Origin of the sequence: Streptomyces manipurensis (assembly GCF_049570255.1) — a bacterium.
GTDB classification, from domain to species: Bacteria; Actinomycetota; Actinomycetes; order Streptomycetales; family Streptomycetaceae; genus Streptomyces; species Streptomyces manipurensis.
Genome location: NZ_CP186950.1, coordinates 146,770 through 172,834, shown reverse-complemented (window position 1 = coordinate 172,834; position 26,065 = coordinate 146,770). Strand labels below are relative to the sequence as shown.

The window sequence follows — 26,065 nt, the reverse complement described above, 5'->3', positions numbered from 1 at the left end:
CGTCGAGATCAGCCCGGGTCGCCCCCGAGATCGACCCCGACGGCCCGGCCGCCCTCTTCGACACTGTCGACGCGGACCGAACCCGTGAGTTCTCCCGACGCGGCCGAGCGGGCGCGGACGCCCGCCACGTAGCCGCGTACCTCCTTCACCTCGACCCCACCGCGGATCCGGGGCCCGTCCTCCGGCCGCTGTTGTTCGCCACGGAAGAGGATGGGCGCGCCGTAGACCGCCTCCAGAGTGCGCCGTAGCCCGTCCACGAGCGCGAGGAGCTCGGCGTCTCGCGGGTCGACGGGGTCCACGCCGTGCGCGTACTCGCCCAGGTCGCGCCGGAGCAGACGCAGTTCGGGTTCGAGTACGGCGACCCGCTCCGGGTCGGCGACGAGTTCTGCCTGAGCCCCCTCGAACAGCTCCGCGGGCAACGAGGTTGCTGCCGCGCGCCGTTCGCGGAAGTTCCGCAGGACCTCGCCGGCCTGGTCGTACAGGAACCGGACTCCCTCGTTCAGGGCAACGGCGGTGATACCTGCCAGTGTGATCGGATCCACGATGTCGTCCCCTCCTCTCGCGTCGCTCCATTCTGGTGCGCTCCCGCCCCTCGGCACCAGGAGTGCCCTAAGGCGCGTCCGGGCGGCTCGGCCGGGACGCGGACCGCTGTCCGGCTCCGGCTGTCCCCGGTTCCGTCGGACCAGGGTGTCTTTGCGAACGGAACCACTGCGCTGAGCGTCGGCGGCAGGCGATCGCGTGGGTTCGCATCTCGCCCGGCACGCATGCAGGGGGCGGGGTGCGGGCGCCTTTCGGCTGCCGTCTCCGCACCTGGCTGATCATCAACTGTGCAGTTGTGCGTATGATCATGAGTGGAAAGATGACGAACCGATCGCGTTGATCGCGTTTTCGATCTTCTCTCCTCTCTCCCCTTGGGTGTATCGCGCCGGGGGAAGGGGGTGGTCCACGTGATCGGATTCGACGCTACTGTGCCAGGAGGAAATTGCATATGAACATGTTCGCCCGCCGCCTCACCACCGTGGCGACCGCCGGTGCGCTGCTGCTCGGAGGGTCCGCCCTCGCCGCCTCCTCCGCCAGCGCCGCCACCATCGGCAGCGGGGCCTGCACCCACCAGATCAAGATCAACACCGACGTGTACACGGCCGTCAACTTCCGTACCGGCCCCGGCACCGGCTACACGGCCACCGGCCTGCTCGCCAAGGGCACCGATGTGTACTGGCAGTGCAACAAGGGCGACAACGGCAAGCCGGGAGCCTGGGGCTACGTCACGGTGAAGTCCGGTGCCCACAAGGGCAAGAAGGGCTGGGTCGCCGCTCAGTACATCAACGTGCCGATGCAGCTCGACTGACAACGTCCGGCACCGGTGGGCCACTCGGCCCATCCCGATCTGACCGCCACCACCGTCACCATCACCGTTTCCGCCGCCAGCCCGAGTCGCTGAGCCGGCGGTCGGTCCGGTGGGGTGCAACCCGACGGAATGGTCGCAGCGATGTCGCCGGGCTCGACCCGAGTCCGTGGCGAGGGTGTCGCGTGCATCGAGGTGGAGCTGTCGCCCCGAGCCGCCCACGCCCTGCTGGACGCACCCCCGCCCGAACTCGCCGCCACCGGGTCCTGGCAGGAACGGCTCGCGCTGACGGAACGATTCCTGAGGCGGCGGGCCGCCGGGGCCCCACCCCTGGCGGCCGAGGTGGCCGCCGCCTGGGACACCATCGTGGCCGGGCGGGGCCGCGTACGGGTCGGCGACCTCGCTGCTTCCTGCGGGTGGAGCCGCAAACGTCTCCGGAGCAGGTTCACCTCCCAGATCGGCCTGCGGAAGCACGGACGGCGGCCACCGGCCGGGAACTCGTTGTCCGGCTCGCATTCGGCACCATGGCCGCGCACACGCTGGGCGCGGCCGTCCGGCTGGGAATCGTCGAACTGATCGGCGACGGCCCGCGCACCGCCGCCGACGTCGCGCGTACCGCAGGGAACACCTGGACGGCAGCATCCGTACGGGAGAGGTCGCCTTCGACACCGTCTTCGGCACGGACTTCTTCAGCCACCTCGCCCGGTATCCCGAGCTGTCCGCCGACTTCAACACGGCCATGAGCCAGGTCGTCACCGACACCGCCACCGTCCTGCCCCGGGCCTTCGACTTCGGCCGGTACGCCCGGGTCACCGACGTCGGCGGGGGCAGCGGCACCCTCATGGCCGCCCTCCTCGCCACGTACCCGGACCTCACCGGCGTGGTCTTCGACACCGCCGACGGCCTGGCGGAGGCCGCGAAGACGCTGGCACGTCACGGGCTGGAGGAGCGCTGCTCCCTCGTGGCCGGGGACTTCTTCCACTCCGTCCCGCACGGTTCCGACGTGTACCTGGTGAAGAGCGTCCTGCACGACTGGACGGACGCCCAGGCGGTCGCGATCCTGCGCCACTGCCGGCGGGCACTGCCGCCCGGCGGCGTCGTCCTGATCGTGGAGCCGGTACGGGCCGAGGTCGTCGGTGCGGAGGACGCCGGCGTGTACCTCAGCGACCTCAACATGATGGTGGACATCGGCGGAAGGGAGCGCACCCGTGCGGACTTCGGGGAACTGTGCCGCCGGGCCGGGCTGCGCGTCACCACGGTCAGCCCGCTCCCCGATGCCGCCCCGTACTCGCTGATCGAAGCCGTCGCCGTCGCCGTCACCGGGTGACCGGTCCCCGAGTCCCCTGACTCCGGCCGGGGTTCGGGTCAGGGAACTTTCGGGGTCGGCCCGGGTGCCGTGGCACGGCCCTCGACCGAGCATCGGTGCGTGAAGACCACGAGAACCCGCTCCCCGGGCCGCTTCCTCGCCCGTGCCGTGTGGACCGCGGTGGTGCTGTCGGTGACCGCCGCGGTGTGGGCGCCCTCGGACACGGACCCCGGCCTCAGCCCCTGGTCCCTGACCGTCAGCGACTTCGCCGCCCTCGACCGCGGAGGCCCGATCGAGACGACGATGGCCGTGCTGGGCATCGCCTCCCTGGCCCTGCTCGTGGTGGCACGCGCACGGCTCGCCTCCGTGCGCGGCCTGCCGTCCGTACTGCTGGCGGTGTGGGGCGTGGGGCTCGTCGTCGCCGCGGTGGTCCCGACCGACCCGCTGGTGGCACACGTGGGCGGGCCGGCCCTCGTCCACCGCTACGCCTCGATCGCCGCGTTCGTCGCGCTGCCGGCCGCCGGACTCCTCCTGGCCCGGCGGTTCGAGGTCGATGACCACGCCCGGGGCACGGCCCGGTGGCTGCGTGCACTGGCGTGCGCGGCGCTTGCGGGCGCCGTCCTGATGGCCTACTCGGCCGGTCCGGGCGGCCGGGAGCTGATCGGCCTGGTGGAACGCCTCCTGCTCGGCTGCGAAGTGGTCCTGCTGGGCCTCCTCGGCCGGTACGTGCACACCCGTCCGACAGCGGTGCACGTGCCGCCTGCGGTCTGCCGGCCACCGTCTTCTACGCTCCGCCCATGAACAGCAACGACTGCGGATCCGCCGCGGCCGCGCCGCCCGAGGCCTACCTGCCGTTGATCGACGACCTCGCCGGGCAGCCCTTCCCCGAGGGGGTGTTCCAGGACGCCACCGGCGACGGCGGCCCCGAGCACCTGATCCGTGTCCTGCACCGGAGCAGGGACTTCTGGGACGCGGAGGACATGGACGTCTGGGAGCAGGTGGACGCGGAGCTCGGCGCCTGCCGGGACGCCCTGCTCGCGGCGTACACCGCATGCTGGGGCGACCCGCTCGTCATCGACCTCTGGGCCGGACACGAGGACATGCCCGAGCCGTTCTGCACGCTCAGCGCGGTCACCACGAGCCTGCACGCCTGGCCGCTCCCCGGAGGAGACCGCTGGCTCGGCCTGGCCATCGGCCAGGCCGACAAGGAACTCCCCATGGAACTCCTGGCCGCCGTCGGCCTGCGGACCGCGCTGGACGCCGTACGGGACGGTGCTCCCGGAGACGGCGCCTGACCCGCCGGGCAACACCGGGAAGAGTTCCCGGCGGTACGCCGGCGGGATTCGTCTCCGGTCCGCCGCCTCAGGAGCAGGAGCGAACCGCTTCGTCCCAGACGCCCGGGCTGCGGTAGTGGTTCTTGTGACCTGAGGCGAGGACCTTGCGCAGTTCGGCCGGGTGGCGGGTGTCCGCGGGGAGGTCCAGCGGGCCGAGGAGAGCCAGGGCGGCAGCCGGTTCCAGGTCGCCGTACACGTCGTGGAAGCCCGCCAGCAGGCCGCGGAAGACGGCCGCGTGCAGGGCGGGAAGCCGCACGGCGGTGCGGTACGTCGACTCCTTCACCGTCCAGGACACCGGCCCCGAACACTCCAGCACCCGACGGGCCCGAAGCAGCACGGCTTCGGACGGCTCGGCCACCACCCGGCCGATGTCGTCACCGAGGACCTCGGCGAAGGCGGTCGCGGACGTGGCAGGGTCCTCGAACCAGTCCACCCACAGCGAGTAGGTGACGGCCTCGGCGTCCCGGTCCGCCTCCAGCCGCCGACGGTAGCCGTCCCACAGCACGTCGGACGGCAGGGGACCCTCCGCACCCTCGTTCGCGGAGGCCAGCCGCACCCGATCGGCCGCATCCAGGTCCGCGGCGAACACATCACCGGCCCACGCGTGCGCCACCTGGCGGTGAGCAACGTGTCCGGCTTCTCGTCGCTCACCCACCCGTCGGGCACCTGGCTGACACCCTGGTCAGCCAGCCAACGCCGCGCTGCTCCCTCGGATCCGGTCTTCACCCGGGAAGTATGACCCGGAGCGTGCGGCGATCACGCTCCGGGCCTTGAGGAGGGGCCGTCAGGCCGCGACGAGTTCGTCCGCGAGGAACTCGTCCACGAACTTCTCCGCCCGACGGTCGAAATCGGCGTACTGCGCGTCCCGCTCGGCGCCGGCGGCCGCTTCGCCGACCAGCAGCCGGCCCTCGGCGTCGATGCGCTGGGGGCGCTCCTCCGCGTCCAGGAGCAGGCCCACGGCGGAACGGGAGAAACCGCAGTAGTACGCGATGCCGTCGCTCAGGTTGGCTTCGAGGGCGGACTGCATCGCCCCCGCGATGGGGTCGTCCGCGGTGGCGCCCGCCAGCGCCAGCCACAGCATGCGCTTGCCCGCCAGACGGGGCTTGCTGCGGCCGTAGGCGAACCCGTAGTTCCAGACGCGGTCGATCCACCCCTTGAGGACGGCGGGCACGCTCTGCCAGTACACCGGGAAGACGGCGACGACGACATCGGCATCGAGGATCCGCTGCATATGGGCGTGCGCCTCGTCCGAGTACGGCTTCTCCCGGTTGCCCCAGTCCGGCTGGTCCTCCACGTTCATCCGCGGGTCGAACCCCTCGGCGTGCAGGTCGAGCAGGTCGATGCGGTATCCGGCGGCCTCCAGCCGGGCGGCCGCGCGGCGGGCGGTGTGGGCGGTCAGGGAATCGCTGCGGTGGTGAGCGACGACCACGAGGGCGGTCCTGGCGTCACTGCTGTGCTGCGGCACGGTGTCTCCCGAAGGCTCGATCTTGTGCAGTGAGTCCAGTAAAGGCAGAGCGCCGTAGATGATCCATGGGAGAAACTCTCCAGAACATAGGAGAACGTCTACGATGGGGCCGTGGATCCCCTGAGCTCACTGCTGAGCGGCATCCGGGCCGAAGGCTCGGTCGTCAGCCATGCCGTCCTGACCGCGCCCTGGAGCATCACCTTCGCCGACGCCGCTCCGCTCACCATGGTCAGCGTGCTGCGCGGCGGCGGCACGCTGCTGCTCGCCGACGGCACGGAGCGGGCGATCGGCGCGGGCGACACGGCCGTCATCCGGGGGCCCGCGCGGTTCCGCCTCGCCGACGAGGCCGCTACCGTCCAGCGCCCCCACCCGGCCTACGAGATCAACTGCTTCACCGCGGACGCCGCGTGCGCCGGCGAGGAACTCGACGGCATCCACTGGGGCACGGGCCCGGAGGGCGCGACCGCGCTGATCGTGGGCGCGTACCGGGCCTCGGGGCACCGGCACGAACGGCTCCTGCGCGCGCTGCCGCCGGTCCTGGTCATCACCGAGGACGCCGAGGTTTGCGCCTGGCTGGAGAGTTCCGCGGCCGACGCCGCCCGGCTCTCCGCCGGTTCGCAGGCACTGATGGACCGGCTCCTGGACTGGGCCCTGGTCTGCACGCTGCGCGCCTGGTTCGACCGGGCGGGCGCCGATGCCCCGGGCTGGTACCGCGGCCTCGCCGACCCGGTCCTCGGCCCCGCCCTGCACGCCTTCCACGGGCGGCCCGCCGAGAGCTGGACGGTGGCCTCGCTGGCCGCCCAGGCAGGCGTGTCCCGGGCCCTGTTCGCCCGGCGGTTCACCGAACTGATGGGCCGCCCGCCCCTCGCCTACCTCACCGAGTGCCGCATGGACGACGCCGAGGCGCTCCTGGCCGACACCGATCTCAGCATCGCCCAGATCGCCAGGAACGTCGGCTACGCCGATGCCTTCGGCTTCAGCGCCGCCTTCAAACGCCAGAAGGGCCTCAGCCCCAGCACCTTCCGCGCCCGGGCGGCGTGAATCCAGGACTGCGACTGGAAACCGTGGACACCTCGCCTTGGGGACGGAGACGTGTCATGGCCGCGCGGCGGCGCCTACGGCCTGGTGGACGGCGCGGGCCAGGCGTGCTCCCCACAGGGAGCGGGGCCCGGCGAAGGCGTGGACCGCGGTGTCCGGGGCCGGGGCCCGTGCGGCGATGCAGACGGCGTCCGTGGGAGTGCCGGAGCAGTTGTAGCCGCCCTCCAGCAGCGCTTGGACCTTGGCTTCCGTTGCGGTGGCCACGGCGTTGACCAGGGCCGAATCGGTCAGCGCCACGGGCAGCGCGACCACGATGTTGACCGTGCCGGGCACCACCGCGGCCGGGTCTTCCGCCGGGGCCGCGGCCCACCCGCGGACCCCCAGCCCGGCGGTGGCGGTGGCCTCGACGCCGCCGTCGCAGGCGTGTCCGTACGCTCGGACGTCGGCGGCCGTCATCAGTCCCACCCCGTTTCCGTGCGCGCCTGCGTCAAGGGCCAGGGCGGCGAGGTGGCGGTCCGGGTCGGTGCGCCGGTAGCCGTGGGAGACCTGGGCGTTGAGGATCCACCGGCGTTCCCCCATGCCCCCTCCGAGCACGGCGCTGCTGATCATCCGCCAGCCCGGGCCGGCACGCCACAGCAGGCCGTGCAGGCGTTCTCCGCCCTCGGTGCGGCTGAGGACCTGCACAGGCAGCAGCCCGGCTTCGGGACGACGCGGAGAAAGAAAAGCGGGCACCGAACGAGACTCCTTGCGGGGCGGGACCGACCGATCCTACGACGCTCCGGGGGTGGTGCAGCGGCCGTGAGTACGGTGGATGTGACGCGCGTGGGGTGGTGATCTACGCGGACGAAGGGGGAGAACGTGATGGGTGGCCGCGTGGAGTGGCCGGCGGACCGTGACAAGGACGCCGCGCTGATCATCAGGACCCACTACGGGGATGAGCAGGCGTGGTCGGCCGTGAAGGAAGCGCTGCTGATGACGTGGGGCGAGGAGGACGACTTCGAGCCGTACGTTCACATCGTCGACGATCCGAAGTGGGCCGGCCTCACGCCCGCGCAGGTCCTCTCCGAGGCGTCCGCACATGCCGAGTGGCTGGGCGTGGCCCATCTCGCCGACCGCGCCTCGATGAGGGAGCGGCCCGTCACGTTGCTCGCGCTGTCCCTGAGGACGAGGGAACAGTGCGACAGTGACGAGGAGTTCGAGGAGCGCGGCGGCTCGTTCCGCGTGGTGCCGTACGGGATGCACGAGATGAACGCGAACCTGATGATCGCCAATCTGGACTTCGGTGACTTCGCGGACGTGGCCCGGGACGACCCCGAGGGAGTCTTCCGGGGATTCGCCGGCCGAGTACCGGAACGGGGTAGTGGGGGTAGTCGAGGCGCGTGAGCGCTGACGCTGCCCACGGACTTTCATGTGTCCCGATCCGCTGGTGTCCGCCTGCCGTCCGTGGCCCTCGCCGGCCTTCTGGGACACCCGCGGGAGCCGGGCCGTCCGAGAGCAAGGCAGTCGGCGGGGTGGTGACGGTGTGGCAGGGTGGTGGGGCATGTGGCCCTCGGGGCCTGTGAACGCGAAAGGGATGTGACATGAACGAGGCCGAGCTCAAGTCGCTGTTCGACGAGATCGACACGGACGGCGACGGGCGGATCAGCGTGGCCGAACTGGTGGAGGGCTTCAAGGCCGAGGGTGCCCAGGAGCAGCTCGCCGAAGAGGTCGAGAAGGCCATGCAGGCCGACGCGAACCACGACGGGGTCCTCGACTTCGAGGAGTTCCGCACCCTGCTGAAGTAGCGGCTGGGCCGGACGGCGCGCGATCGTCCGGCCCTCCGTCACTCAATGCGGTGACCGTCCGGCCGAGGGGGTGGCGGGTTCTGCGGGGTGGCTTCCGGGTCGGGCGTGGTGGTGAGCTCGGGTTCCAGGCCGTCGTTCACGGCCGTGCGGGGGCGGCCGGTGTCCGCTCGCCAGGCTTCGAAGGCGAGGGTCGTCGCGGTGACCACGGCGATCCCGAGGAGCCAGCCCCCGACCACGTCGCTCACCCAGTGCACCCCCAGCGCGACCCGGGTGTAGCCCACCCCCACCACCGCCGTGACCGCGAGAGCCCAGGGCAGCGGCCGCCAGGCGCGCGGTACGAGGGGGAGCAGGACCAGGAGGAGGACCGCGCACGAGGTGGTGGCGGCCATCGCGTGGCCGGACGGGAACGAGAAGCCGGGCGCGTGCGCGACCGGATCCGGCAGGTGCGGACGGGCCCGCTCCACCACGTTCTTGACGAGGAACCCGATCGCCGCCCCGGCGGTCGCCGTGACGCCGGCCCAGGCCGCCAGCCGCCACGCCCGACGCGTCAGGAGCCACACCACCAGCGCCGCCACCAGCAGGCGCATGGTCACCGGGTCCCACACCACACCGGTGAAGAAGTCCAGGACGCGCACCCAGGACGGGTGTTCCAGAGCGGTGCGGTGCAGCCGCTCCGCCGTGGTCCGGTCGAGCCGGTACAGCGGCTCCCAGCGTGACTCGACGAGTACGAGTGCCAGGGCGAACGGCACGGCCGCCGCCGCGGTGGCCGCGACGGCCAGCACCATTCTGCGGCCGAAGGCCGCGTCGGGCCCCGACTGCCGGGCGAGGAGCTCCCGGACGGCGGTGAGACGGCGGGCACGGGCCGTGCGCTGTGCCATGGAGGGCGACCTTCTTTCGCGAGGGGATCGGGGGGAGTGGGGAGTGGGGAGTGGGGAGTGGGTGCGGGCGGGGTCAGACGCCCGGGTCCCGGGTGACCGGGTCCCGCGTGCCCGCGCGGACGGCCTCCAGCTGCGCCGCGAAGGACAGGCCGAGGAACAGGGCCAGCGAGGTGAGGTAGGACCACAGCAGCAGGGAGACGATCGCGCTGAGGGGCCCGTACACGCTGGTGAACGAGCTGCTCGCGCCCACGTACAGGCTCAGCCCCCAGGTCGCGCCGAGCCAGAGCACCAGGTGGACCACGGCTCCGAAGGCGAGCCAGGTGTAGCCGGGTTGGGCGCGGCGCGGCGAGAGGCGGAAGATCGCACTGGTGGCGAGGACGGCCAGCAGGACGCCGACGGGCCAGCGCAGGACGTCCCAGGCCCTGATGGTGTCCGGGCCGAGGTGGTACACCTCCGCGAACGCTCGGGTCAGGTCGGAGCCGAGGACCGTGACCACGAAGCTCAGTCCCAGGGGGAGCCCGGCCAGCACCGCCATGACGAGGCCGCGTGCGTACTTGCGCAGGAAGGGCCGGTCGCGCTCGTTGCCGTAGATGCGGTTGGCCCCGCGCTCCACCTGGCACAGGCTCGTGGTGACGTTCATGAGGGAGAACAACAGGCCCAGCCACAGGGCCGCCTGGCCGCCGTCTCCGGCGTGCCGACGGCTCTCGCGCAGCGCCTCGTCGACCACCTCCCGGCTGGGGCCGCTGGTCATCCGGCTGATCGTCAGCTCGGCCACCCGCCCGATGTCCTCGGTGTGCAGGACGCTGGACAGGCCTATCGCGGCGATGGCCAGCGGGACGATCGACAGCACGGTCTGCAGGGCCAGGGCGCGGGAGTGGCTGAAGCCGTCGGCGTAGCGGAAGCGAACGAAGGAGTCACGGGCCAGCCGCCAGCCGCCGTACCGGCGCAGCGCCTCCCAGGCCTCGTCGCCGGACAGCTCGTCACCGCGCACGTCGCGTCGTTGCGGCACCTTGGTGGCGGTTCCCATGGGTCCCCTTCCTGGGGGTGTACGCAGCCCGCCCCGGCACCCCGGCATCGAGCGCGGCACGGTGAGGATCGGGTCGGCGGAGTGGGCGGGGTAGGCGGTCAGCGGTGGGCGGCGTGTGCGGGCCGCGCACCGCCGGCGGGTACGGGCGACGGCGCGTCCGCGCCGGGCGGCCGGGGCAGCCTCATCCGCAGGGCGCCCGGTTCGACGGTGACGGTGAGCCCGGTGCCCTCGCCGACGGTGTCGCCGTCCACCTCGCGGCTCTGGGGCCGTGCGAAGCGGACCTGGACCCGGGTGGCGGCGAAGTACTCCAGCGATCCCGCGGCGGCGGAAACCCGTCCGTCCGTGGTCGCCGGTCCGGCCGTCGCGGCCGGACGCCGTACGAGCCGGGAGGCCAGGTGCGCGGCCGCGGCCAGCCAGCCGGCCGGACCCTGCGGTGCGAACAGCACGACCTCCAGCCGGCCGCTGTCCGGGCGGGCCCGCGGGAGCAGCTCCACCCCGGCCTGGAGCGTGCCGACGTTGCCGATGACGACCATCCGGGCGCGGCGCCGGATCCTGCGCCCGCCGTCGATGCGGAGGGTCACGCGCATGCGGGGATCGCCCAGGTGCCGGGCCGCCGAGAGGGCGTAGGCGGGCCACCCCAGGCGTGACTTGAGGGCCGGGGAGGCGTCGCGGACCATGGCGGCGTCGAATCCGGCACCCGCCATGACGGTGAACCGGCCCGCCGCGAGACCGTCGCCCTCGACCCGGCCGACGTCGATGCCGAAGTCGTCGCCGTCCAGGGCCTCGTCGAGGGCCGTCGCCGGGTCGGTGGGGAGGCCCAGATTGCGGGCGAGCAGGTTGCCGGTGCCGCAGGGTACGAGTGCCAGCGGGACACCGGTGCCGGCGACGACGTCGGCGCAGGCCCGTACGGTGCCGTCGCCGCCACAGGCGACGACCAGGTCCGTACGGCCGGCCGCGCACTCCTCGGCGAGGTTCCCGGCGGGCCGTTCCGTGGAGGTGTCGGTCCAGCTCTGTTCGGTGAAGCCGTGGCGGTGGAGCCGGGCGCGTACCTCGGCGGTCCGTTCGTCCGGGCAGCCGTGGGGATGCCGTACGACGACCACCCTGCGGCCGCCGCTCGCCCCGTCCGGGGTCGCGCCGTCGGGCCGTGGGCCCGAAGCGGCCCGTTCGGTCCGGCCGTCGTCCCCGTCCCCGTCGTCGTCACTGGTGCGGCCGGACAGGAACACGGAACCCAGGACGAGCAGGGTCAGCGCGCCGTTGAGCAGGCCGCCCAGCACGTCGGACGGGTGGTGCATGCCGCGGTACATCCGGGACAGCCCGACCGCGGCCGGGACGAGCAGCAGCAGTGCGGCCGTGACGTACCGCCGGGAACCCCGCGTACGGGCGAGCACCAGGACCGCGAGCCCCCCGTACAGGGCGACCGACGCGCCGACGTGCCCCGACGGGAAACTGGACGTGGGCGGCGCCCCGTCCAGGTGGGGTACGTCGGGCCGCGGCCGCTCCACGACGGAGGTGACGGCGAGGAAGATCGCCGATTGGACGGCGACGGAGGCCGCGAGGAAGGCCGCCTCCGCCCACCGGGGCGCGGGCCGCCGTGCCAGCAGTACGGCCACACAGACCAGCGTCACCGCCACGACGGTCTCGGTGTTCGCAAGCAGCGACAGCCCCGCCGAGATCGCGTTGCCCACCGGGGTGCGGTGCGTCGCGAAGGCCTCGGTGAGGCCGTCTTCCAGTGTGAGCGGCCAGTGGCCGGCCCCGGTACGGGTCACCCACAGGCCCAGCAGCACCATCGAGGCCGTCTGGAGTGCCAGCAGCCATACCGGCCGGAAGCGTCTCGCGGGCCCAGCGTTCTCCGTCGTCATGGAGGGCCTTGTTGCCCGTCACGCCCCGATGATGCGCCCGCCGGGCGGCCTGATCACCCCGGCCAGGTGCCGGTGAGGCGGCGCGTGGTCGCGGCGCCCGCCCGGTCGACCGCGGCCTTCACCACGGCGAAGACCGCACCTTGCAGGGCCGCCGCGAGCAGCACCTCCCGCCAGGCACGGTTCTCGTCGGTGGGGTGGGGGGCCTCGTCGTCGTGACCGGCGATCTTCCACACCTGTTTGAACAGCGCGCCGGCCGCCAGGCCGCTGAGGGCACCCAGCGTCAGGCCGACGGGCCGGTAGGCGATCTTCGCGGTGTTCACTTCCGCCTCCGGCTCCGTCGGACGAGCAGGAGGACCACGATCACTGCGGCCCCGACAAGCAGGGGAGTGCGGTGGGACCGCGCCACGAGCACGACGTCGTCCGCCGCCGTACGCACCTCGTCCGGAGTCCGCTCGGCGGCGGCCCGCGCGATCCGTTCGGCCCGGTCGAGGACCGGGTCGGGGGTCCTGTCCTTGACCGCCCCGGCCACCTGAGCCGCCTTCTCCCGGATCCGTCCGGTCACGAGCGCGGCCTTCTCCGCCGTCTGTTCCTTCAGTTCCGCCGTCTTCTGCGCGGTCTGTTCCTTGATCTCGGCCGCCTTCTCCTGGACCTCGGCCGCCTTCGCGCGGGCCTGTGCCCCGACGTCGGCCTTGGCCGCCAGCGCCTCCACCGTCCGGCCGAGCTCCTCACGGGTGTGCTCGACCTGTTCGCGGAGCTGCTCGGGAGTGGCGGATCCTTCACCCTGGGTCCGGTCGTTCATCGGTGTGCCTTCTCCTTGATCAGGGCAACGTCGGCCTTGACGCTGTCGATGGTCTGCTCGGGTGCGGGAGCGCCGGCCGCGGCGACCTGCTTGCGGCCCGTCACGGCCAGTACGGCGGCCACGGCGCCCAGCGCCACGGCTGCCACCAGGGCGGACGCCCAGAACGGCAGGACCAGCGCGAGGGCGGCGATCCCCGCCGCCACCAGCGCCTGCGCGGCCAGGACTCCGACGAGCCCGGCGCCACCGATGAGGCCTCCGCCCCTGCCGAAACGCCTGCCCTTGCGGGTCATCTCCGCCCGCGCCAGCTGCATCTCCTCCCGCACCAGCTCCGACACCTGCTGCGACGCCCGCGAGACCAGCTCGCCCACCGATGCGTCGCTGCCGGCCGCGGGGCGGCTTCCTCCTGCGCTCATCGTGTTCCTCACCTTCCTCCGACTGCGGTGGGTGTCACACGCGCGCCTACCCCGTGCCCCGGGGCTCACCCGTGGGCTGCGGCGATCACGGAACGCGACCGGAGGCGGGGGCCCGGCCGCGGCCGGGCGCAGGGCGGGGGAGGGGCCCGCCGGGCCGTCGGGGCGAGCCCCGGCGGGCAGGGCAGGGCAGGCGGGCACGATCGGGCCGAGCCGGGCAGGCCCGGCCCGGGTCAGTTCAGGCGCAGGGCGGTGGTGATCGTCTTGCCGTCGGGCCGGGCGCTGCAGTCGACGTGCTCCGCCAGACGCTGGATGAGCGGCCAGCCGTAGCCGCCGGGGTGCTCGACCGTGCCCGTACGGGCGGCCGGGAGGCGGGGACTGGCGTCGGCGATGGACAGGCGCAGGACTCCGCCCGCGATGTCGGCGTGGAACGCGGTGACGCCGTCGCCGTGGCGGATCGCGTTGGTGACCAGCTCGGAGGTGACGAGCAGCGCGTCCGCGGCCGTGACGCTGTCGAGGCTGACACCCGCGAGGACCAGCAGCTCGCGGACGCGCTCGCGAGCCGTCGCCGCCGAGTCGGGCGGCCCGGCGGGCCGGCGGCCGGCGCCGTCCTCGTGGTGCCGATGCGACCCGTGGGGCGCTTCGGACGGCGGGGGTGGGTTCATACTCATCGCCTGCCCATGGCCGCACGGTCCGTACCGTGTCGACCCGTTCGGGGACGGGGGGTGGTGGTCAGCATGTCATCGCGGCCGCCAGGCTGTCCGCCATGCGGAACGCCCCTGCCGATCCGGTGACTTCGAACAGCCGTCGCACGGCGGTCTGCAGCGGGCCCGCGAGGACGAGCGGCACACCGGCGGCCGCGTGGGCCCGCCGGGCGTCGAGCAGCGCGTGCAGGACGGAGGAGTCCACGAAGGGAGTACCGGACAGGTCCACCACCGTGCGCGGCGGGCCGCTCGCGAGGGCCTGTGCGAGGGCACTGGCCAGCAGGGGGGCGTTGTCCTCGTCGACCTCGCCGCGCAGGCTGATGACGGTCGCGTCACGTGTGGTGGTCGTGCTGACGACCGCTTCCTCTCCGATCACCGGGACATCCTCCTACATCGGTGGCGGGCCCGGTGACCGGGTACCCGGTCGGGCGGCCGGTCCGCCACCCGCTCACCCGGACGTGTGAGTCTTCGCTCATCCGTCCCCAGGGTGCGCGGTTGCACTGTGGACGTCTCATGGAGGATGGTTGCCGGAGGACAACTGTTGTACCGAGGCCGTTCCGATGCGAGCGACGTGACCGACGTCATTGACGTGACCGACGCGATGAAGAGGTGAGGGGTCCGCGCAGCGGGCCTTCAACGTTTGGTTCCTTCCACCGAGACGACGCCGAGCCCATCCCCCGGCTCGCCCCCCGGTGGCCTGTCGTGGAGTCAGGCCCCCTACCCGGTGCTGCTCGCCGACGCCGAATCGGTTCTGGTCCACGTCAACGAGGCGGCCGGGCTCGTCTTCCCCGACGCCCGCCCCGGCGCTGCCCTGGCGGACGCGGTCCCCGGCTGGCTGGTCTCGGCGCACGCACGGTTCACCGCTCCGCTGCCCGCGCAGCGCCCGCCCGCAGGGTCCGCGCCCGTCCAGGGGCCCGTGAACGACCGTTCGTACGAGGCGCATCCGACCCCCCGCGGCGACGGCACGGTCGTGTGGTGGCTCGTCGACGACACCGACCACCGGCTTGCCCGCGAGGCCCTGTGGACCGAACGCGAACGCACCGAGTTCCTGGTCCGCTCCTCCAACCTCCTGCTGTCCTCCCTGAACCTCGACCGGTGCATGGACGTCACCGCCCAGATGGCGGCCGACCACCTCGCCGACGCGGCGCTGGTCATCGCCCCCGCGGCCGGCGCCGAACTGCCCGTCGTCTCCTGCCTGCGCGGCCGCGGTACGTCGGTGTTCCGCGCCGCGGTCGACCCGGAGGACGTACCGGGGCTCGCCGAGGCGCTCCAGGGCTTCCCGCCCGTCCCCTCCCGGTGGATCGACCCGTCCGCCGCGCCCGCCTGGCTGGTGCCGGACGGCATGGAGGCGCTCGGTTCGATCGTGATCACCCCCTTGCCGGGACACGGCGTGCCCGCGGGCGCCCTGGTGCTGCTGCGCGCCGCCGGCGAGAAGGCCTTCACGGAGGGCGAGGAGGTGTTCGCGCGCCTGTTCGCGGCCCGCGCCGGTGCCGCGATGTCGGCCGCGCGGCTCTACGCCGAGCAGGCGTCGATCACCGACACCCTGATGCGCGAGCTGCTGCCCCCCGCCCTGCACCAGGTGTCCGGGGTGGAGTACGCCGGCGGCTACCGGCCCTCCAAGGACCACGAGCGCGTCGGCGGCGACTTCTACGACGTGCACCCCGCCGCCGACGAGGGCGATGCCTCCCTGGTCGTCCTCGGGGACGTGTGCGGCAAGGGGCTGGAAGCCGCGGTGATGACCGGGAAGATCCGCAACACGCTGCACGCTCTCCTGCCGATGGCCGACGACCACCACCGCATGCTCAGCCTGCTCAACACCTCGCTTCTCAACTCCGAGAACACCCGCTTCGCCACCATGGTGCTGGCCTCCGCGACCCGGGACGGGAACGCCGTCCGGCTGCGGCTGACGAGCGCCGGACACCCGGCTCCGCTGATCCTGCGCTCCGACGGCCGGGTGGAGGAGGTCCCTACGAAGGGCACGCTGGTCGGGGCACTGCCCGAGATCACCACCGAGACGGCACGTGTGACCCTCGCTCCCGGGGATACCTGCGTGTTGTACACCGATGGGATCAGCGAGGCACGGGGAGGCCCGATGGGCGGAGCGATGTTCGGGGAGGAGCGGCTGCGCCGCGCCCTGTCGGAGTGCGCGGCCATGCCCGCCGAAGCCGTCGTGGAGCACCTCCAGATGCTCACCTCCCAGTGGGTGGGGCCGGGCCGGCACGACGACATGGCCGTCGTGGTGATCTCGGCGCCGCGCACCAACCACCTCAGCGCAGTCGACGGCCACACCCGCGGGCGGTTCACCGCGTGAGCCCGTACGAGACCCGGGCGGCGGTCGCGGCCCCTGCCCGCACCACCGTCCCTGCCCCCGTACCGGCCGCGGCCCCGGACACCGAGGAACTCCGCGTGCGGGTCTGGGAGTCGGTGATGGCGTTCGACGAGGCCTCCACGGTCGCGACACTGCTGCGCGCACTCGACGCGGGCACGGCCGCGGAGGAGATCCTGCTCGACGTCATCGCCGCCGTCCAGGGCCGCGTCGGCCGCGAGTGGGCGGCCAACCGCATCACCGTCGCCCAGGAACATGCCGCGACCGCCATCAACGACCGCGCCGTCGCCGCCGTCGTCCTGCACCCGAAGGCATGCAGGGAACCGACCCGCGGCCGGGTCACGGTGGCCTGCGTGGACGGCGAGTGGCACGCGCTGCCCGCCCGGCTCCTGGCCGAGACCCTGCGGATCCGGGGCTGGCACGTGGACTACCTCGGCGCCCAGGTGCCGGCCCACCACCTCGTCGCGCACCTGCACCGCACCGGCCCCGACGCCGTCGCCCTCTCCGGTTCCCTCGCGACCCGGCTGCCCACCGCGCACGCGACCATCACGGCCTGCCAGGCCGTCGGCACCCCCGTGATCGTCGGAGGGGCCGCCTTCGGTCCCGGAGGCCGGTACGCCCGCCTGCTGGGCGCGGACGCCTGGGCCCCCGACGCGCGGGCCGCGGCCGAGCGGCTGGCCCGCGGCCCGCTGCCGCGGCCCCGGCCTGGCCACCAGGCCATCGACGACCTGCCGCACCTGAACGACCAGGAGTACACCCTGGTCGCCCGGAGCAGACAGCGACTGGTCCGGGCGGTGTTCTCGCAGCTGGAGGAGGCCTATCCGGCGATGCGCGGCTACACCGAGGCGCAGCGCGAGCGCACCGCCGAGGACCTCTCCCACATCGTGGAGTTCCTCGCCGCGGCCCTCTACACCGGGGACGAGAAACTGTTCTCCGGCTTCCTGCTGTGGACCGCGGAGGTCCTCGAGGCCCGCGGCGTACCGGCCGCCTCCCTGCTGCCCACCCTGGACCTCCTGGAGCGCGAACTGCATGATTTCCCCCGTACCGCCGCCACCCTGAGGGCGGGTGCCGCCCGCCTGACCCGAACCCCTCTCACCCCTGCCTGGACCGCTGAATGACACGCCTGCCCTCCGCCCCGCTCGGCCTGACGTACGCCTCCTCGCACGAGGCCGTGCGCGTCGAACTGAGCGGCGACCTCGACCACCGTCACGCCGACCGCCTGGTCGAAGCAGTGGACCGGCTGCTCGCCGCGCATCCCGGGGTGCGGGACCTGTGGCTGGACTGCAGGGGGCTGTCGGCCGTCGACTCCAGCGGCCTGGCGGCGCTGCTGATGGTCCGGCGGCGCACCGACAAGGCGGGCGCGGGGCTCCACCTCGACGGCCGCACCGTGCAGTTGAACCGCCTGCTGGAAATCACCGGCACCCTGGAGCACCTCACCGCGCCGGGAGCCGGCGGGCACTCCCTGCGCCGCACCGGTGCCACCGGCCGGCGCGGCGGCCCGACGGAGGAGAACCGGCCCACCGCGCCCTCCGGCAGCCCGGAGCCGCGCGCCTGAGCCCGCCGGCCGCGCGGTACGGGCCGGCCCAGGGGCGCGGCGCGCGGGAGCACGGCGCGCAGCGGACGGCGCGCGGGAGCACGGTGTGTGACCATCGCAGGATTCACTCGTTCGACACGGGTGTGAGCACCTCTCAGAGATTCGGTTCGGCCGCCGTCGAACAGGCCGAGGCGGTCCTTGTCGAGCACTACCCCCGACTGGTCCGGCTCGCCTACCTGACGCTCCCGGACCCGCTGGGCCGGCACACCCGTGTCCTGCTGGCCCACAAGGCCGTCCAGCACGCGCTGCCCCGCCCCGGCACACCGGCCGGGCCCGCCCCGGACGACGGCGTCCCGGACACGGCCGACCCGCATCTCACGCTGGTCCGCACCCGCGTCCTGCGCGCCGCCCTCGCCCCCTCGGGAGCCACCGGCACGATGGGGGCCGTCCGCGCTCGCTTCGGCCGGCCGCCCGCCCCGCCCTTCGTGTGGGGGCTGAGACTCTGGCCGCCCGCGGGCGGGATCGACGAGGCGGCGCAGGCACTGGGCGGCGTCGGGGCCGCCGTGCGGGCGGCGTTCGTCCTGCACCGCCTGGACGACCTCGCCCCCGACGAGGCCGTCCGCCTCCTCGGCCGCGCCGGGGCCGCCGACCCGGCCGGCGCCGTACGGGAGGCCCTCGCCCTTCCCGTCGGGGAGGAGCTCCTCCGGGCCCTGCGCCGGCCGGAGTTCGACGCCAGCGTGGTCAGCGCCCGCCCCACCGACCTGCTGCGCCGGCGCCGCAGGGCCCGGGCCTGCTGGGCCGGTCTCGGCGCCCTGGCCCTGACCGCCGGGGTGCTCTCCGTCCGTGCGGTGCCCCCGGACCCGGACATGCGGCCGGCCGCCGGCCCCGCGGCCGCCGGGGTGCTCGACCCCGCCCGGCTCCAGCGGGTGTCGTCCGAAGCCTGGGCGGACACCGCGCGCGTCGACTTCACGGCCTGGCCCGCCCGCGGCTCGCGGACCGGCGACCGCGCCCTGCTCGCGCGGGCCCTCGGCACCTGGGCCGCACCCGGCCGGGTCCCGGTCACCGCGACACCCGGCACCACGGCCGAGCCGCCCGCCCGGCCGCCCCAACTGCTGTACGCCGGCGAAGCGGACGGCCGGGCGGTGGTGTTCCTGCGCGACGGGGACCGCGTCGTGCGCTACACCGAGGCCGCCGCCGGGTCCGGCGGCCGCACCCTCGACATCACCCGCACCGACGACGCGGGCGTCACCACCGCCGCCGCGCTCACCCTGTCCCGGACGGCCGACGGGGCCTCGGCCCGCTACCTCCTCGCCCCCTGGATCGCCACCGCGGCCACCCGCGACCTGCTGCGGACGGACGACGGCGGCCGGCCGCTCGCCGTCGCCGCCGACGGCGTCACCGCCCCGGCCGCCGTGCCCCCGGCCGGAGCCGGCTGCACCTCCTGGCCCGTCCTCGAACTGACCTCCTCGGCCCGCATCGTCGAGAAGCACTCCTTCGTCCTCACCGACCTCGGCGCGCCCTCCCCGGCGCACCTCACCTACACCCCGCTGCCGGACGGCCCCGGCGCCCCCGCCCGCCAGCCCCGCGAGGTCACCGGCCCCGAGGCCCGCGCGGCCTGGGCGCCGCTGGCCTGCGGGCTCGGTGCACTGCGCAGCGGCGGGTACCGGGCCGTCAACGTCTGGGACTTCGCCGCCGCCCAGCTGCCCGACGGCGCCGGCCGTGCGGTCTGGTCCTGCACGCGGGCCTCCGGCTGGACCGGCGCCGGTGACGTCGAGGTCCGGCTCCGCGTCGGGGCCGCGGCCCCGCAGGAGGTGGCACGGGCCCGCTCCACCGCCGCGTGCGGACGGTTCGGGCAGCACCTGCTCGCCGGGTTCCGCTGGCGCTCACCGGCCGGCCGCTGGTACCTGCTGGCCGCCGGGAGCCGCCACGTCACCGGCATCGCGGCCGACGGAGCCGTCCGTACCGACACCGCCGGCCGCACCCTCGCCGCTCCGTGGACCGGTCCCGACGGTCCGGTGTCCCTGCGGGGGAGCCTGGACGGCGGCGGCACCGTCACCGCACTCGACGGAGCCGGAGGGGGGCGGGACTGACGGCTACCACCGCATGCGGACGTCCTCCGCCCAGCCCAGCAGCCCGTCGACCGCGATCCGCCGGCCCCCGTCGTCGCGTACGGTGCCCGAGTAGCGGCCGAAGCACTGGTCGGTGCGGTTGCCGAGCAGCCCGGCGTCGGTGCGGACGCGCCGTACGTGGAACGGGGTGAAGCGCAGGTCCACCTGCCCGGCCCTGCCGTCGTCGATGGTCCACGGGGCCAGCGGGTCGCCGGGCTCGAACCGCCAGACGAGCTCCTGCCCGATCTTGGTGAGGCGGCCGTCGACGCACAGCGCGTTCTCGGTCGAGCCCGTGCCCCGCGTCCACTCGCCGCCGAGCTGGATCCCCACGGTGCGGCCGTCCGTACGGCCCGAGGCCGCACCCCAGTTCCAGCGCACGCGCCGCGGCCAGCGCCCGCGCCCGTGGTCGAGAACGGCCCAGGCCCCCTCCCCGAACGGCAGGACCTCGCCGCCGACGGTCACGGTGCCGGACGCGGGGCGCGCCGTGTGCTTGGAGGTGTACTGGAAGCGCCGGTCGCTCCACGGCACGACCACCGAGAGGGTCTCGTGCCCCTCGGGCAGCGCGGCGAACAGGTCCACCTCCACGGGCACCCGACCCGGCCCGAGGCAGCGCGCCCGCAGCCTGGTCCCACCCGGCTCCGCCCCGATCTCGATGCGGACCCGGCCGCGGCCGGGCAGCTCCGGCCCCACGACGAGCGGTCCGGTGCCGTCGTGGCCGGCGACGGTGTCGGGCAACCGGGCGCCGCGGCCGGGCAGGATCGAGGTCCGTTCGAAGCCGCGCGGCCGGCCGGTCCCGAACTCCAGGACGTAGAGGGAGTCGAGCGACAGGTAGTCCAGGTCGCTGACGGTCAGCGCGACCAGGTGGGTCGGCGTCGTGACGCACCAGTACTCCCACCGCTTGGTGCGTCCCCAGCCGGGGATCGCCGACCGGTGCAGGGGCCGGCGGGACCAGCCGACGGCGGCCGGATCGAGCCGGCCGTCCGGGAGGCACAGCCCGACCGGGCCGGTGATCTCACGTTCGTACGTCGCCATGCGCGGACCCTACGGGGGAGTGCGCGCGGCGGTCGAGGGGTGTGCGGTCCCCGCCGCCGGCCCCCGCCTGGGCCGGCGGGGTCCTGGTGCGATCAAGGGGCGACGGAGGTGCGATGGAGGTGCGGGGGAGTCGCCGTCCCGGCGGACCACCGGAAGGGGTGGTGAGCGTGGCCACGACCGTACGCATGCGGCCCGGGTGCCCCGGGCGGTGGACGGCGGCCGCCGTGGCCTGCCTGGCACTCGGCCTGTTCCCCGGCACCGCCCACGCCGTGCCCGCGGCCCCGGTGCCCGCGGACCCCTGCCCGGCCGGCTGGCTGTGCGGCTGGACCGGAGCGGGGTACACGGGGGTGGCGAGCTTCGTCGCGCAGGACATGCGCACGTACCCGGAGACGACGGCGTACGTGGGCTTCAACGGCGGGGCCTCGGTGTGGAACGGCTCCGTCGGCCGGAGCCGGGACGGCGGGCGGTACGGCCGGTGCGTCACCGTGTACAACCGCACGGATTACCAGGGGCAGAGCCGGACCGTCCTGCCGGGCCAGGGCATCGCGGAGCTGCCCGCGTCCTTCGGGAACGTCCGGTCGAACCGCTTCCACACCTGCCGGCTCCCGTGAACGTGCGGCGGGAGCGACCGCCCCGTGGTCGCCCCCGCCTGTTCATCGCGGATCAGGAGTCACGCACTGCCGCTCCGCGCGCTCAGAACTGCAGCGCCCAGGAGTCGATCTTTCCGGTGTCGAGGTTCGCGTTGTCGTTCACCCGGAGCTTCCACACTCCGTTGGCGACCTCGGAGGAGGCGTTGACGGTGAAGTTCTTGATGATGTTGTCGGCGCTGCCGCCGCTGCGGTTGTGCAGGGTGTAGACGCTGCCGTCGGGCGCGACCAGGTCCACCTTGAGGTCGCCGATGTAGGTGTGCTTGATGTCGACCGCGACGGTCAGGGCCGCCGGGGCGTTGCCGGTGACCCCGCTGACGGTGACCGGGGACTCGACGGTCGCGTTGTCGGCGATGGCGTAGTCGGCGGCGTTCTCGAAGCGCTTGCCCGGCGGGACGGTGCCGCCCTCACCCACGTTGAGCAGCAGGTTCGGGGAGCCGGTGCCGGGGCTGGTCACGACGTTCGGGGTCGCGGCGGCCACCAGGGCGTCACGGACCTGTGCCGGGGTGCTGGAGGTGTTCTGCGACAGGTAGAGGGCGGCCGCACCCACCACGTGCGGGGTGGCCATGGAGGTGCCCGAGATGGTGTTGGTGGCGGTGTCGCCGGTGGCCCACGCCGAGGTGATGGAGGAGCCCGGCGCGAAGATGTCCAGGACCGTGCCGTAGTTGGAGTAGCTGGCCTTGGCGTCGGTGTTCGTGGTGGCGCCGACGGTGATGCCCTCGGCGACGCGCGCCGGGGACTTGGTGGAGGCGTTGGTGGACTCGTTGCCCGCCGCGAGGCCGTAGGTGATGCCGGACGCTATGGAGTTGCGGACGGCGGTGTCGAGCGCGGAGTCGGCGCTGCCGCCGAGCGACATGTTGGCGACGGCCGGCTTGACGGCGTTGCGGGTCACCCAGTCGATGCCCGCGACGACCTGCGCGGTGGTGCCGGAACCGTTGTTGTCGAGGACGCGCACGCCGACGATCTTGGCCTTCTTCGCGACGCCGTACGCGTTGCCCGCGACGGTGCCGGCGACGTGCGTGCCGTGGCCGTGGCCGTCCTGCGCGGTGTTGTCGTTGTCGATGGCGTCGAAGCCGTAGGAGGCGCGGCCGCCGAAATCCTGGTGGGTGATGCGGACACCGGTGTCGATGATGTATGCGGTGACGCCCTCACCGGCCTTGTCGGGGTAGGTGTAGCTCTGGTTCAGCGGGAGTGCCCGCTGGTCGATCCGGTCGAGGCCCCAGGACGGCGGGTTGGGCTGGGTGGCGTCCACGGTGAAGACGCGGTCCTGCACCACGGAGCTGACCGCGGGGTCGGCGGCGAGCTTCTTGGCCTGCGCCTCGGACACCTTGACGGAGTATCCGTTGAGCGCGGCGCTGTACGTCCGGTCGATCTGCGCGCCGTAGCGCTTCGCGACGGCCTTGCCGCTGTCGGCGGTGGAACGGGCCGCGGAGTCCTTCAGGGTCACGATGTAGCTGCCGGAGATGGTTCCGGCGGCGCCCGCGTTCTCGATGACGCCCTGGGCGCCGCTGTCGGCGGAGGCGGGCAGGGCCGCGGCCGCGCCGAGCGCGAGGGCCGCGACCGCGGTCGCGCTGATGCCGGCGAGCCTTCTGCGGGTGTGACGCATCACGGACATGTGGGGGGTCCTCCTTGTGGGTGGTGCACGTCGGGGATCGGGGCGGGGCAGGCCGACGGCAGAGCGCAGGCGTGTGCATGACAAGCCGTCAACTGGGCCTCGCCCTGGGTAGGTTGACCCACCCCAGGCCGAGCCACAAGAGGACGACGGGCGCGTAACATCCTTGCCATGCTCCGGTCATTAATCAGCAAAGCCGCGCCGCACATGACGCGGGCACGGCCGGAGAGATCGTTCGTACGGCCGGGCCCCGTGCCGCGCGGCCTCCCCTCCCGTCCGGGGGCCTGGCGCGGTCGTGGCCCGCGGGGCTCTGTTTCGCGCCGGACCGGCTGAGACGCCGCACGGGTCTTGACGGCGGCCGACCGCGCGCCGCCGCCCGGAGGTCATCGCCGCGGCCAGCGACCCCGCGCGGAACGCCCGTTGGAGCGGCGGGTTCCACCGGGTGGGGGGACCGGCGGGATCACGCCATACTGGCTCTCGCGGCCGACGTCCGCCTCGCGCGGGGCCGGGGCGCCGGCCGGGCGGGGACCGCTGGCGGCGGACGGATCCGGGCGGCGGCAGGACCCCTGAGCGCGGCGGCGCGGGGGAGCCGTGCAGGGCCCGTCACCGCCGCCCGCGGCCGAGTTGTGAAATTTTCGTGTGCGCGGCCCGCTACGGGCCCTCCCCGCGTCGCGGCGGCGGTGCGTGGCGGACCCCGCGGAAGCCGTGCGGGCCCGGCCGGCGGACGCGGTAGGCGCCGGGCGACATGCCCTCCCAGCGCGTGAAGGCACGCACGAGGGCCGTCGCCCCGCTCAGGCCGACGAGCGGGGCGATCCGGTCCAGCGGGAGCGCCGTCGTCTCCAGCAGCCTCCGGGCCCGGTCGTGCCGGGCGGCGTCGAGGAGGGCGCGCCAGGACGTGCCCTCCGCGTGCAGCGCCCTGCGCAGGCTCCGCACGCTCAGACTGAGCTCCCGGGCCGGACCCTCGGCGCCCACGTCCCCGAGTTCGGCGTGTGCCAGCCAGTCCCGGACGCGCCCGGACACCGTCGCGGCCGCGCCCAGCCGGTCCAGGAGACCGTCGGCGTACGCCCGGTGCAGGGCGTGCAGCGCCGGATCGTGGACCGGACGGTGCCGGTCGAGGTCCTCGTCGGTCACCGTCACGGCCGTCTCGGGGGCGTCGAAGGCGACGGGGCAGCCGAGGACGCGCGCGTAGGGCTCGGCCGGACCGGTGCGGGAATGGGAGAAGGACACGGCCACCGGCGTCCAGTCGTCGCCCGCGATCCAGCGGCCCGCCCGCACGATGCAGCCGACGACGGCCTCCACCTGCTGGGGGCGCATGGCCTGCGCGCCCGGCACCTGCCGGTAGCGGACGCGGCCGGTGCCGGGCGCCCCGCCGTGCCGGTGCAGGGTCACCGTGCCCATCTGGCTCACCAGGGGGTGGTAGCGCTCGGCCGCCGCCGCGGCGTCCGCGAGGCTCGCACAGGTCAGGAGGAGGTGGCCCAGGATGTGCAGGGCGCCGGGCCGCATCCGGTCGCCCATGAGGAGTCCGGCGTGCGGGGCGGCGCCCCCGGCACCGAGCACCGCGTCCCACAGGGCGTGCATCTCCGCGGACTCCAGCCGCTCCGCGGGGAGTTCCCACGGCACGGGCGCACCGGAGTCCTCGGCGGCGGCGTCCAGGACGGCCTGGGCGTAGCTGGCGGTGACGGAGGGGGACTCGAGGCGGGACACGGCCGCCAGTCAAGGGGCGCGGTCCGGCCCCGTCAAGGGCGGCCGACGGGCGGGGGGGGGCCCGAGTGCCGGGCGCCGCGACGGGCCCGGGGGGTCAACGTCCTGGCCGCCGGGGTCAATGACGGCCCCCGCGCCCGCCCGTAGGGTCGGCCCTCGGACCCCGGGGGCCGACGACGGGCCGGGGAGGCGCCGGGCGGGCTTCGGGCAGACCGCGGGGCGACACACCGCCGACCGTCCCCCGCCCCGTCGTTCAGAGGAGTACGCCGTGATCCTGTTCCTGCTGCCCGCGGGCGACTACAACCCCACCGAGGCGGCGGTGCCCTGGGCCGCGCTCAAGGACGCGGGGTTCGACGTGCGGTTCGCCACCCCCGACGGGAAGGTCGCGCTCGCCGACCCCCGGCTCACCGACCTGGGCTTCTCCTGGCTGTCGCCCTGGCTGATGACCCGCCGCGCCGAACTGGCCGCCTACCGCCGCCTCACCGAGGACCCCCGTTTCCTCGCCCCCGTCGCGTACGAGGCCGTCGACCCCGCGGACGTCACCGGCCTGTTCGTTCCGGGCGGGCACGCCACCGGCATGCGGACCCTGCTGGAGGACACCACGGCCCAGCGGCTCTTCGCCGACGTCTTCACCCGGGGGCTGCCGGTGGGAGCCGTCTGCCACGGCGTACTGCTCGCCGCCCGGGCGACCGATCCCGCCACGGGCCGGTCGGTCCTGCACGGGCGGCGCACCACCGCCCTGACGTCGCTGCTGGAGCTGACGGGCTGGAACCTCACCCGGCTCTGGCTGGGCCGCTACTACCGGACGTACCGCACCACCGTGCAGCAGGAGGTCACCGCGGCGCTCGCCGACCCCCGCCACTTCCTCGCGGGCCCGGTGCTGCCCCTGCGCGACACCGCCGCCCGCCCCGGCCGCGGTTTCGCCGTACGGGACGGCAACTACGTCTCCGCGCGCTGGCCCGGCGACTGCCACCGCCTGGCCGCGCAATACCTCGACCTGGTCCGCACCCACGCCGCGGGACCCGCGGCCCGCCGGGCCGGGTGAGCCCTGCCGGACCGTGCAGGACGAGCCGGCGACCGCCCCCGGCGGTCCCGCGGTGCCCGGTGCCCCTGCCACCTGCGACAACGCAGTTGCGAGGAGGGCGATTCCGGGTGA

At 74.2% G+C, this 26,065-nt stretch carries 27 protein-coding genes and 1 pseudogene; 13 read left to right on the top strand and 15 right to left on the bottom strand.

Features of this window, described 5'->3' with window-relative positions; translation table 11 throughout:
* Positions 1–8: 8 nt before the first annotated feature.
* Positions 9–542, bottom strand: coding sequence for a hypothetical protein (locus tag ACPU2J_RS00860; protein WP_423832460.1), 534 nt, complete (start codon positions 540–542; stop codon positions 9–11).
* Between the two features lie 446 nt (positions 543–988).
* Between ACPU2J_RS00860 and ACPU2J_RS00855 the strand changes: the two genes are divergently transcribed.
* The 4 genes and pseudogenes from ACPU2J_RS00855 to ACPU2J_RS00840 all read left to right on the top strand — a co-directional run bounded on the left by ACPU2J_RS00855 (position 989) and on the right by ACPU2J_RS00840 (position 3,946).
* On the top strand, positions 989–1,348 hold the full coding sequence (locus ACPU2J_RS00855) for an SH3 domain-containing protein (RefSeq protein ID WP_420082195.1): 360 nt from the start codon (positions 989–991) through the stop codon (positions 1,346–1,348).
* A 413-nt stretch (positions 1,349–1,761) separates the two neighbouring features.
* Positions 1,762–2,672, top strand: a pseudogene (locus ACPU2J_RS00850) (methyltransferase).
* Between the two features lie 99 nt (positions 2,673–2,771).
* The gene (locus ACPU2J_RS00845) at positions 2,772–3,452 is read left to right on the top strand and encodes a DUF998 domain-containing protein (protein ID WP_423832459.1); all 681 of its coding nucleotides are present in this window, start codon (positions 2,772–2,774) and stop codon (positions 3,450–3,452) included.
* Positions 3,449–3,946, top strand: coding sequence for a hypothetical protein (locus tag ACPU2J_RS00840; protein WP_420082197.1), 498 nt, complete (start codon positions 3,449–3,451; stop codon positions 3,944–3,946). The genes ACPU2J_RS00845 and ACPU2J_RS00840 overlap by 4 nt, the downstream gene beginning before the upstream one ends.
* Before the next feature lie 67 nt (positions 3,947–4,013).
* On the opposite strand, the gene ACPU2J_RS00835 is transcribed toward ACPU2J_RS00840, so the two are convergent.
* Both ACPU2J_RS00835 and ACPU2J_RS00830 read right to left on the bottom strand, forming a co-directional pair.
* Positions 4,014–4,640, bottom strand: a complete 627-nt coding sequence (locus ACPU2J_RS00835) for a hypothetical protein (protein WP_423832458.1) — start codon at positions 4,638–4,640, stop codon at positions 4,014–4,016.
* Positions 4,641–4,769: 129 nt separating this feature from the next.
* Positions 4,770–5,450 carry an NAD(P)H oxidoreductase gene (locus tag ACPU2J_RS00830; RefSeq protein WP_365498194.1) on the bottom strand — a complete coding sequence of 227 codons (681 nt, stop codon included), beginning with the start codon at positions 5,448–5,450 and terminating at the stop codon, positions 4,770–4,772.
* A gap of 111 nt (positions 5,451–5,561) precedes the next feature.
* On the opposite strand from ACPU2J_RS00830, the gene ACPU2J_RS00825 reads away from it, so the two are divergent.
* Complete coding sequence (locus ACPU2J_RS00825; protein WP_423832457.1) at positions 5,562–6,491, top strand: AraC family transcriptional regulator; 930 nt, start codon at positions 5,562–5,564, stop codon at positions 6,489–6,491.
* A gap of 54 nt (positions 6,492–6,545) precedes the next feature.
* Here ACPU2J_RS00825 and ACPU2J_RS00820 read toward each other — a convergent pair whose 3' ends face one another.
* Positions 6,546–7,220 carry an adenosylcobinamide amidohydrolase gene (locus ACPU2J_RS00820; protein WP_423832456.1) on the bottom strand — a complete coding sequence of 225 codons (675 nt, stop codon included), beginning with the start codon at positions 7,218–7,220 and terminating at the stop codon, positions 6,546–6,548.
* 129 nt (positions 7,221–7,349) lie between these two features.
* Here ACPU2J_RS00820 and ACPU2J_RS00815 point away from each other — a divergent pair, with 129 nt between their 5' ends.
* Positions 7,350–7,871, top strand: a complete 522-nt coding sequence (locus ACPU2J_RS00815; RefSeq protein WP_420082201.1) for a DUF6924 domain-containing protein — start codon at positions 7,350–7,352, stop codon at positions 7,869–7,871.
* Between the two features lie 197 nt (positions 7,872–8,068).
* Positions 8,069–8,272 carry an EF-hand domain-containing protein gene (locus ACPU2J_RS00810; protein WP_420082202.1) on the top strand — a complete coding sequence of 68 codons (204 nt, stop codon included), beginning with the start codon at positions 8,069–8,071 and terminating at the stop codon, positions 8,270–8,272.
* Positions 8,273–8,310: 38 nt separating this feature from the next.
* Here the strand turns inward: ACPU2J_RS00810 and ACPU2J_RS00805 are convergent, their stop codons facing one another.
* The 8 genes from ACPU2J_RS00805 to ACPU2J_RS00770 form a co-directional block, all read right to left on the bottom strand.
* Complete coding sequence (locus ACPU2J_RS00805; protein WP_420082203.1) at positions 8,311–9,150, bottom strand: phosphatase PAP2 family protein; 840 nt, start codon at positions 9,148–9,150, stop codon at positions 8,311–8,313.
* A 73-nt stretch (positions 9,151–9,223) separates the two neighbouring features.
* A complete protein-coding gene (locus tag ACPU2J_RS00800; RefSeq protein WP_361600652.1) occupies positions 9,224–10,177 on the bottom strand; it encodes a YihY/virulence factor BrkB family protein in 954 nt (317 codons plus the stop codon).
* A 98-nt stretch (positions 10,178–10,275) separates the two neighbouring features.
* The gene (locus ACPU2J_RS00795; protein ID WP_423832455.1) at positions 10,276–12,036 is read right to left on the bottom strand and encodes a diacylglycerol kinase family protein; all 1,761 of its coding nucleotides are present in this window, start codon (positions 12,034–12,036) and stop codon (positions 10,276–10,278) included.
* A gap of 53 nt (positions 12,037–12,089) precedes the next feature.
* A complete protein-coding gene (locus tag ACPU2J_RS00790; RefSeq protein ID WP_420082205.1) occupies positions 12,090–12,356 on the bottom strand; it encodes a DUF4235 domain-containing protein in 267 nt (88 codons plus the stop codon).
* Entirely contained in the window at positions 12,353–12,835 is a 483-nt protein-coding gene (locus tag ACPU2J_RS00785; protein WP_423832454.1) for a DUF3618 domain-containing protein, read from the bottom strand. Before ACPU2J_RS00785 ends, ACPU2J_RS00790 begins: the two co-directional genes overlap by 4 nt.
* Entirely contained in the window at positions 12,832–13,248 is a 417-nt protein-coding gene (locus ACPU2J_RS00780) for a phage holin family protein (protein WP_365072246.1), read from the bottom strand. The genes ACPU2J_RS00785 and ACPU2J_RS00780 overlap by 4 nt, the downstream gene beginning before the upstream one ends.
* Before the next feature lie 230 nt (positions 13,249–13,478).
* On the bottom strand, positions 13,479–13,916 hold the full coding sequence (locus tag ACPU2J_RS00775; protein WP_399822833.1) for an ATP-binding protein: 438 nt from the start codon (positions 13,914–13,916) through the stop codon (positions 13,479–13,481).
* Between the two features lie 61 nt (positions 13,917–13,977).
* A complete protein-coding gene (locus tag ACPU2J_RS00770) occupies positions 13,978–14,325 on the bottom strand; it encodes an STAS domain-containing protein (protein WP_420082207.1) in 348 nt (115 codons plus the stop codon).
* Positions 14,326–14,646: 321 nt separating this feature from the next.
* Here ACPU2J_RS00770 and ACPU2J_RS00765 point away from each other — a divergent pair, with 321 nt between their 5' ends.
* The 4 genes from ACPU2J_RS00765 to ACPU2J_RS00750 all read left to right on the top strand — a co-directional run bounded on the left by ACPU2J_RS00765 (position 14,647) and on the right by ACPU2J_RS00750 (position 19,899).
* Positions 14,647–16,260, top strand: coding sequence for a PP2C family protein-serine/threonine phosphatase (locus ACPU2J_RS00765; protein WP_423834914.1), 1,614 nt, complete (start codon positions 14,647–14,649; stop codon positions 16,258–16,260).
* A 95-nt stretch (positions 16,261–16,355) separates the two neighbouring features.
* The gene (locus tag ACPU2J_RS00760; protein WP_420082530.1) at positions 16,356–17,393 is read left to right on the top strand and encodes a cobalamin B12-binding domain-containing protein; all 1,038 of its coding nucleotides are present in this window, start codon (positions 16,356–16,358) and stop codon (positions 17,391–17,393) included.
* Complete coding sequence (locus tag ACPU2J_RS00755; protein WP_423832453.1) at positions 17,390–17,830, top strand: STAS domain-containing protein; 441 nt, start codon at positions 17,390–17,392, stop codon at positions 17,828–17,830. Before ACPU2J_RS00760 ends, ACPU2J_RS00755 begins: the two co-directional genes overlap by 4 nt.
* Before the next feature lie 122 nt (positions 17,831–17,952).
* On the top strand, positions 17,953–19,899 hold the full coding sequence (locus tag ACPU2J_RS00750) for a hypothetical protein (RefSeq protein ID WP_423832452.1): 1,947 nt from the start codon (positions 17,953–17,955) through the stop codon (positions 19,897–19,899).
* Positions 19,900–19,902: 3 nt separating this feature from the next.
* Here the strand turns inward: ACPU2J_RS00750 and ACPU2J_RS00745 are convergent, their stop codons facing one another.
* Entirely contained in the window at positions 19,903–20,949 is a 1,047-nt protein-coding gene (locus ACPU2J_RS00745; protein WP_423832451.1) for a DUF2804 domain-containing protein, read from the bottom strand.
* A gap of 167 nt (positions 20,950–21,116) precedes the next feature.
* On the opposite strand from ACPU2J_RS00745, the gene ACPU2J_RS00740 reads away from it, so the two are divergent.
* Entirely contained in the window at positions 21,117–21,560 is a 444-nt protein-coding gene (locus ACPU2J_RS00740) for a peptidase inhibitor family I36 protein (RefSeq protein ID WP_420082212.1), read from the top strand.
* 82 nt (positions 21,561–21,642) lie between these two features.
* On the opposite strand, the gene ACPU2J_RS00735 is transcribed toward ACPU2J_RS00740, so the two are convergent.
* Both ACPU2J_RS00735 and ACPU2J_RS00730 read right to left on the bottom strand, forming a co-directional pair.
* Complete coding sequence (locus tag ACPU2J_RS00735; protein WP_365498155.1) at positions 21,643–23,211, bottom strand: S8 family peptidase; 1,569 nt, start codon at positions 23,209–23,211, stop codon at positions 21,643–21,645.
* A gap of 648 nt (positions 23,212–23,859) precedes the next feature.
* A complete protein-coding gene (locus tag ACPU2J_RS00730; protein WP_423832450.1) occupies positions 23,860–24,912 on the bottom strand; it encodes an AraC family transcriptional regulator ligand-binding domain-containing protein in 1,053 nt (350 codons plus the stop codon).
* 265 nt (positions 24,913–25,177) lie between these two features.
* On the opposite strand from ACPU2J_RS00730, the gene ACPU2J_RS00725 reads away from it, so the two are divergent.
* Positions 25,178–25,954, top strand: coding sequence for a type 1 glutamine amidotransferase domain-containing protein (locus tag ACPU2J_RS00725; RefSeq protein ID WP_423832449.1), 777 nt, complete (start codon positions 25,178–25,180; stop codon positions 25,952–25,954).
* Positions 25,955–26,065: the final 111 nt, after the last annotated feature.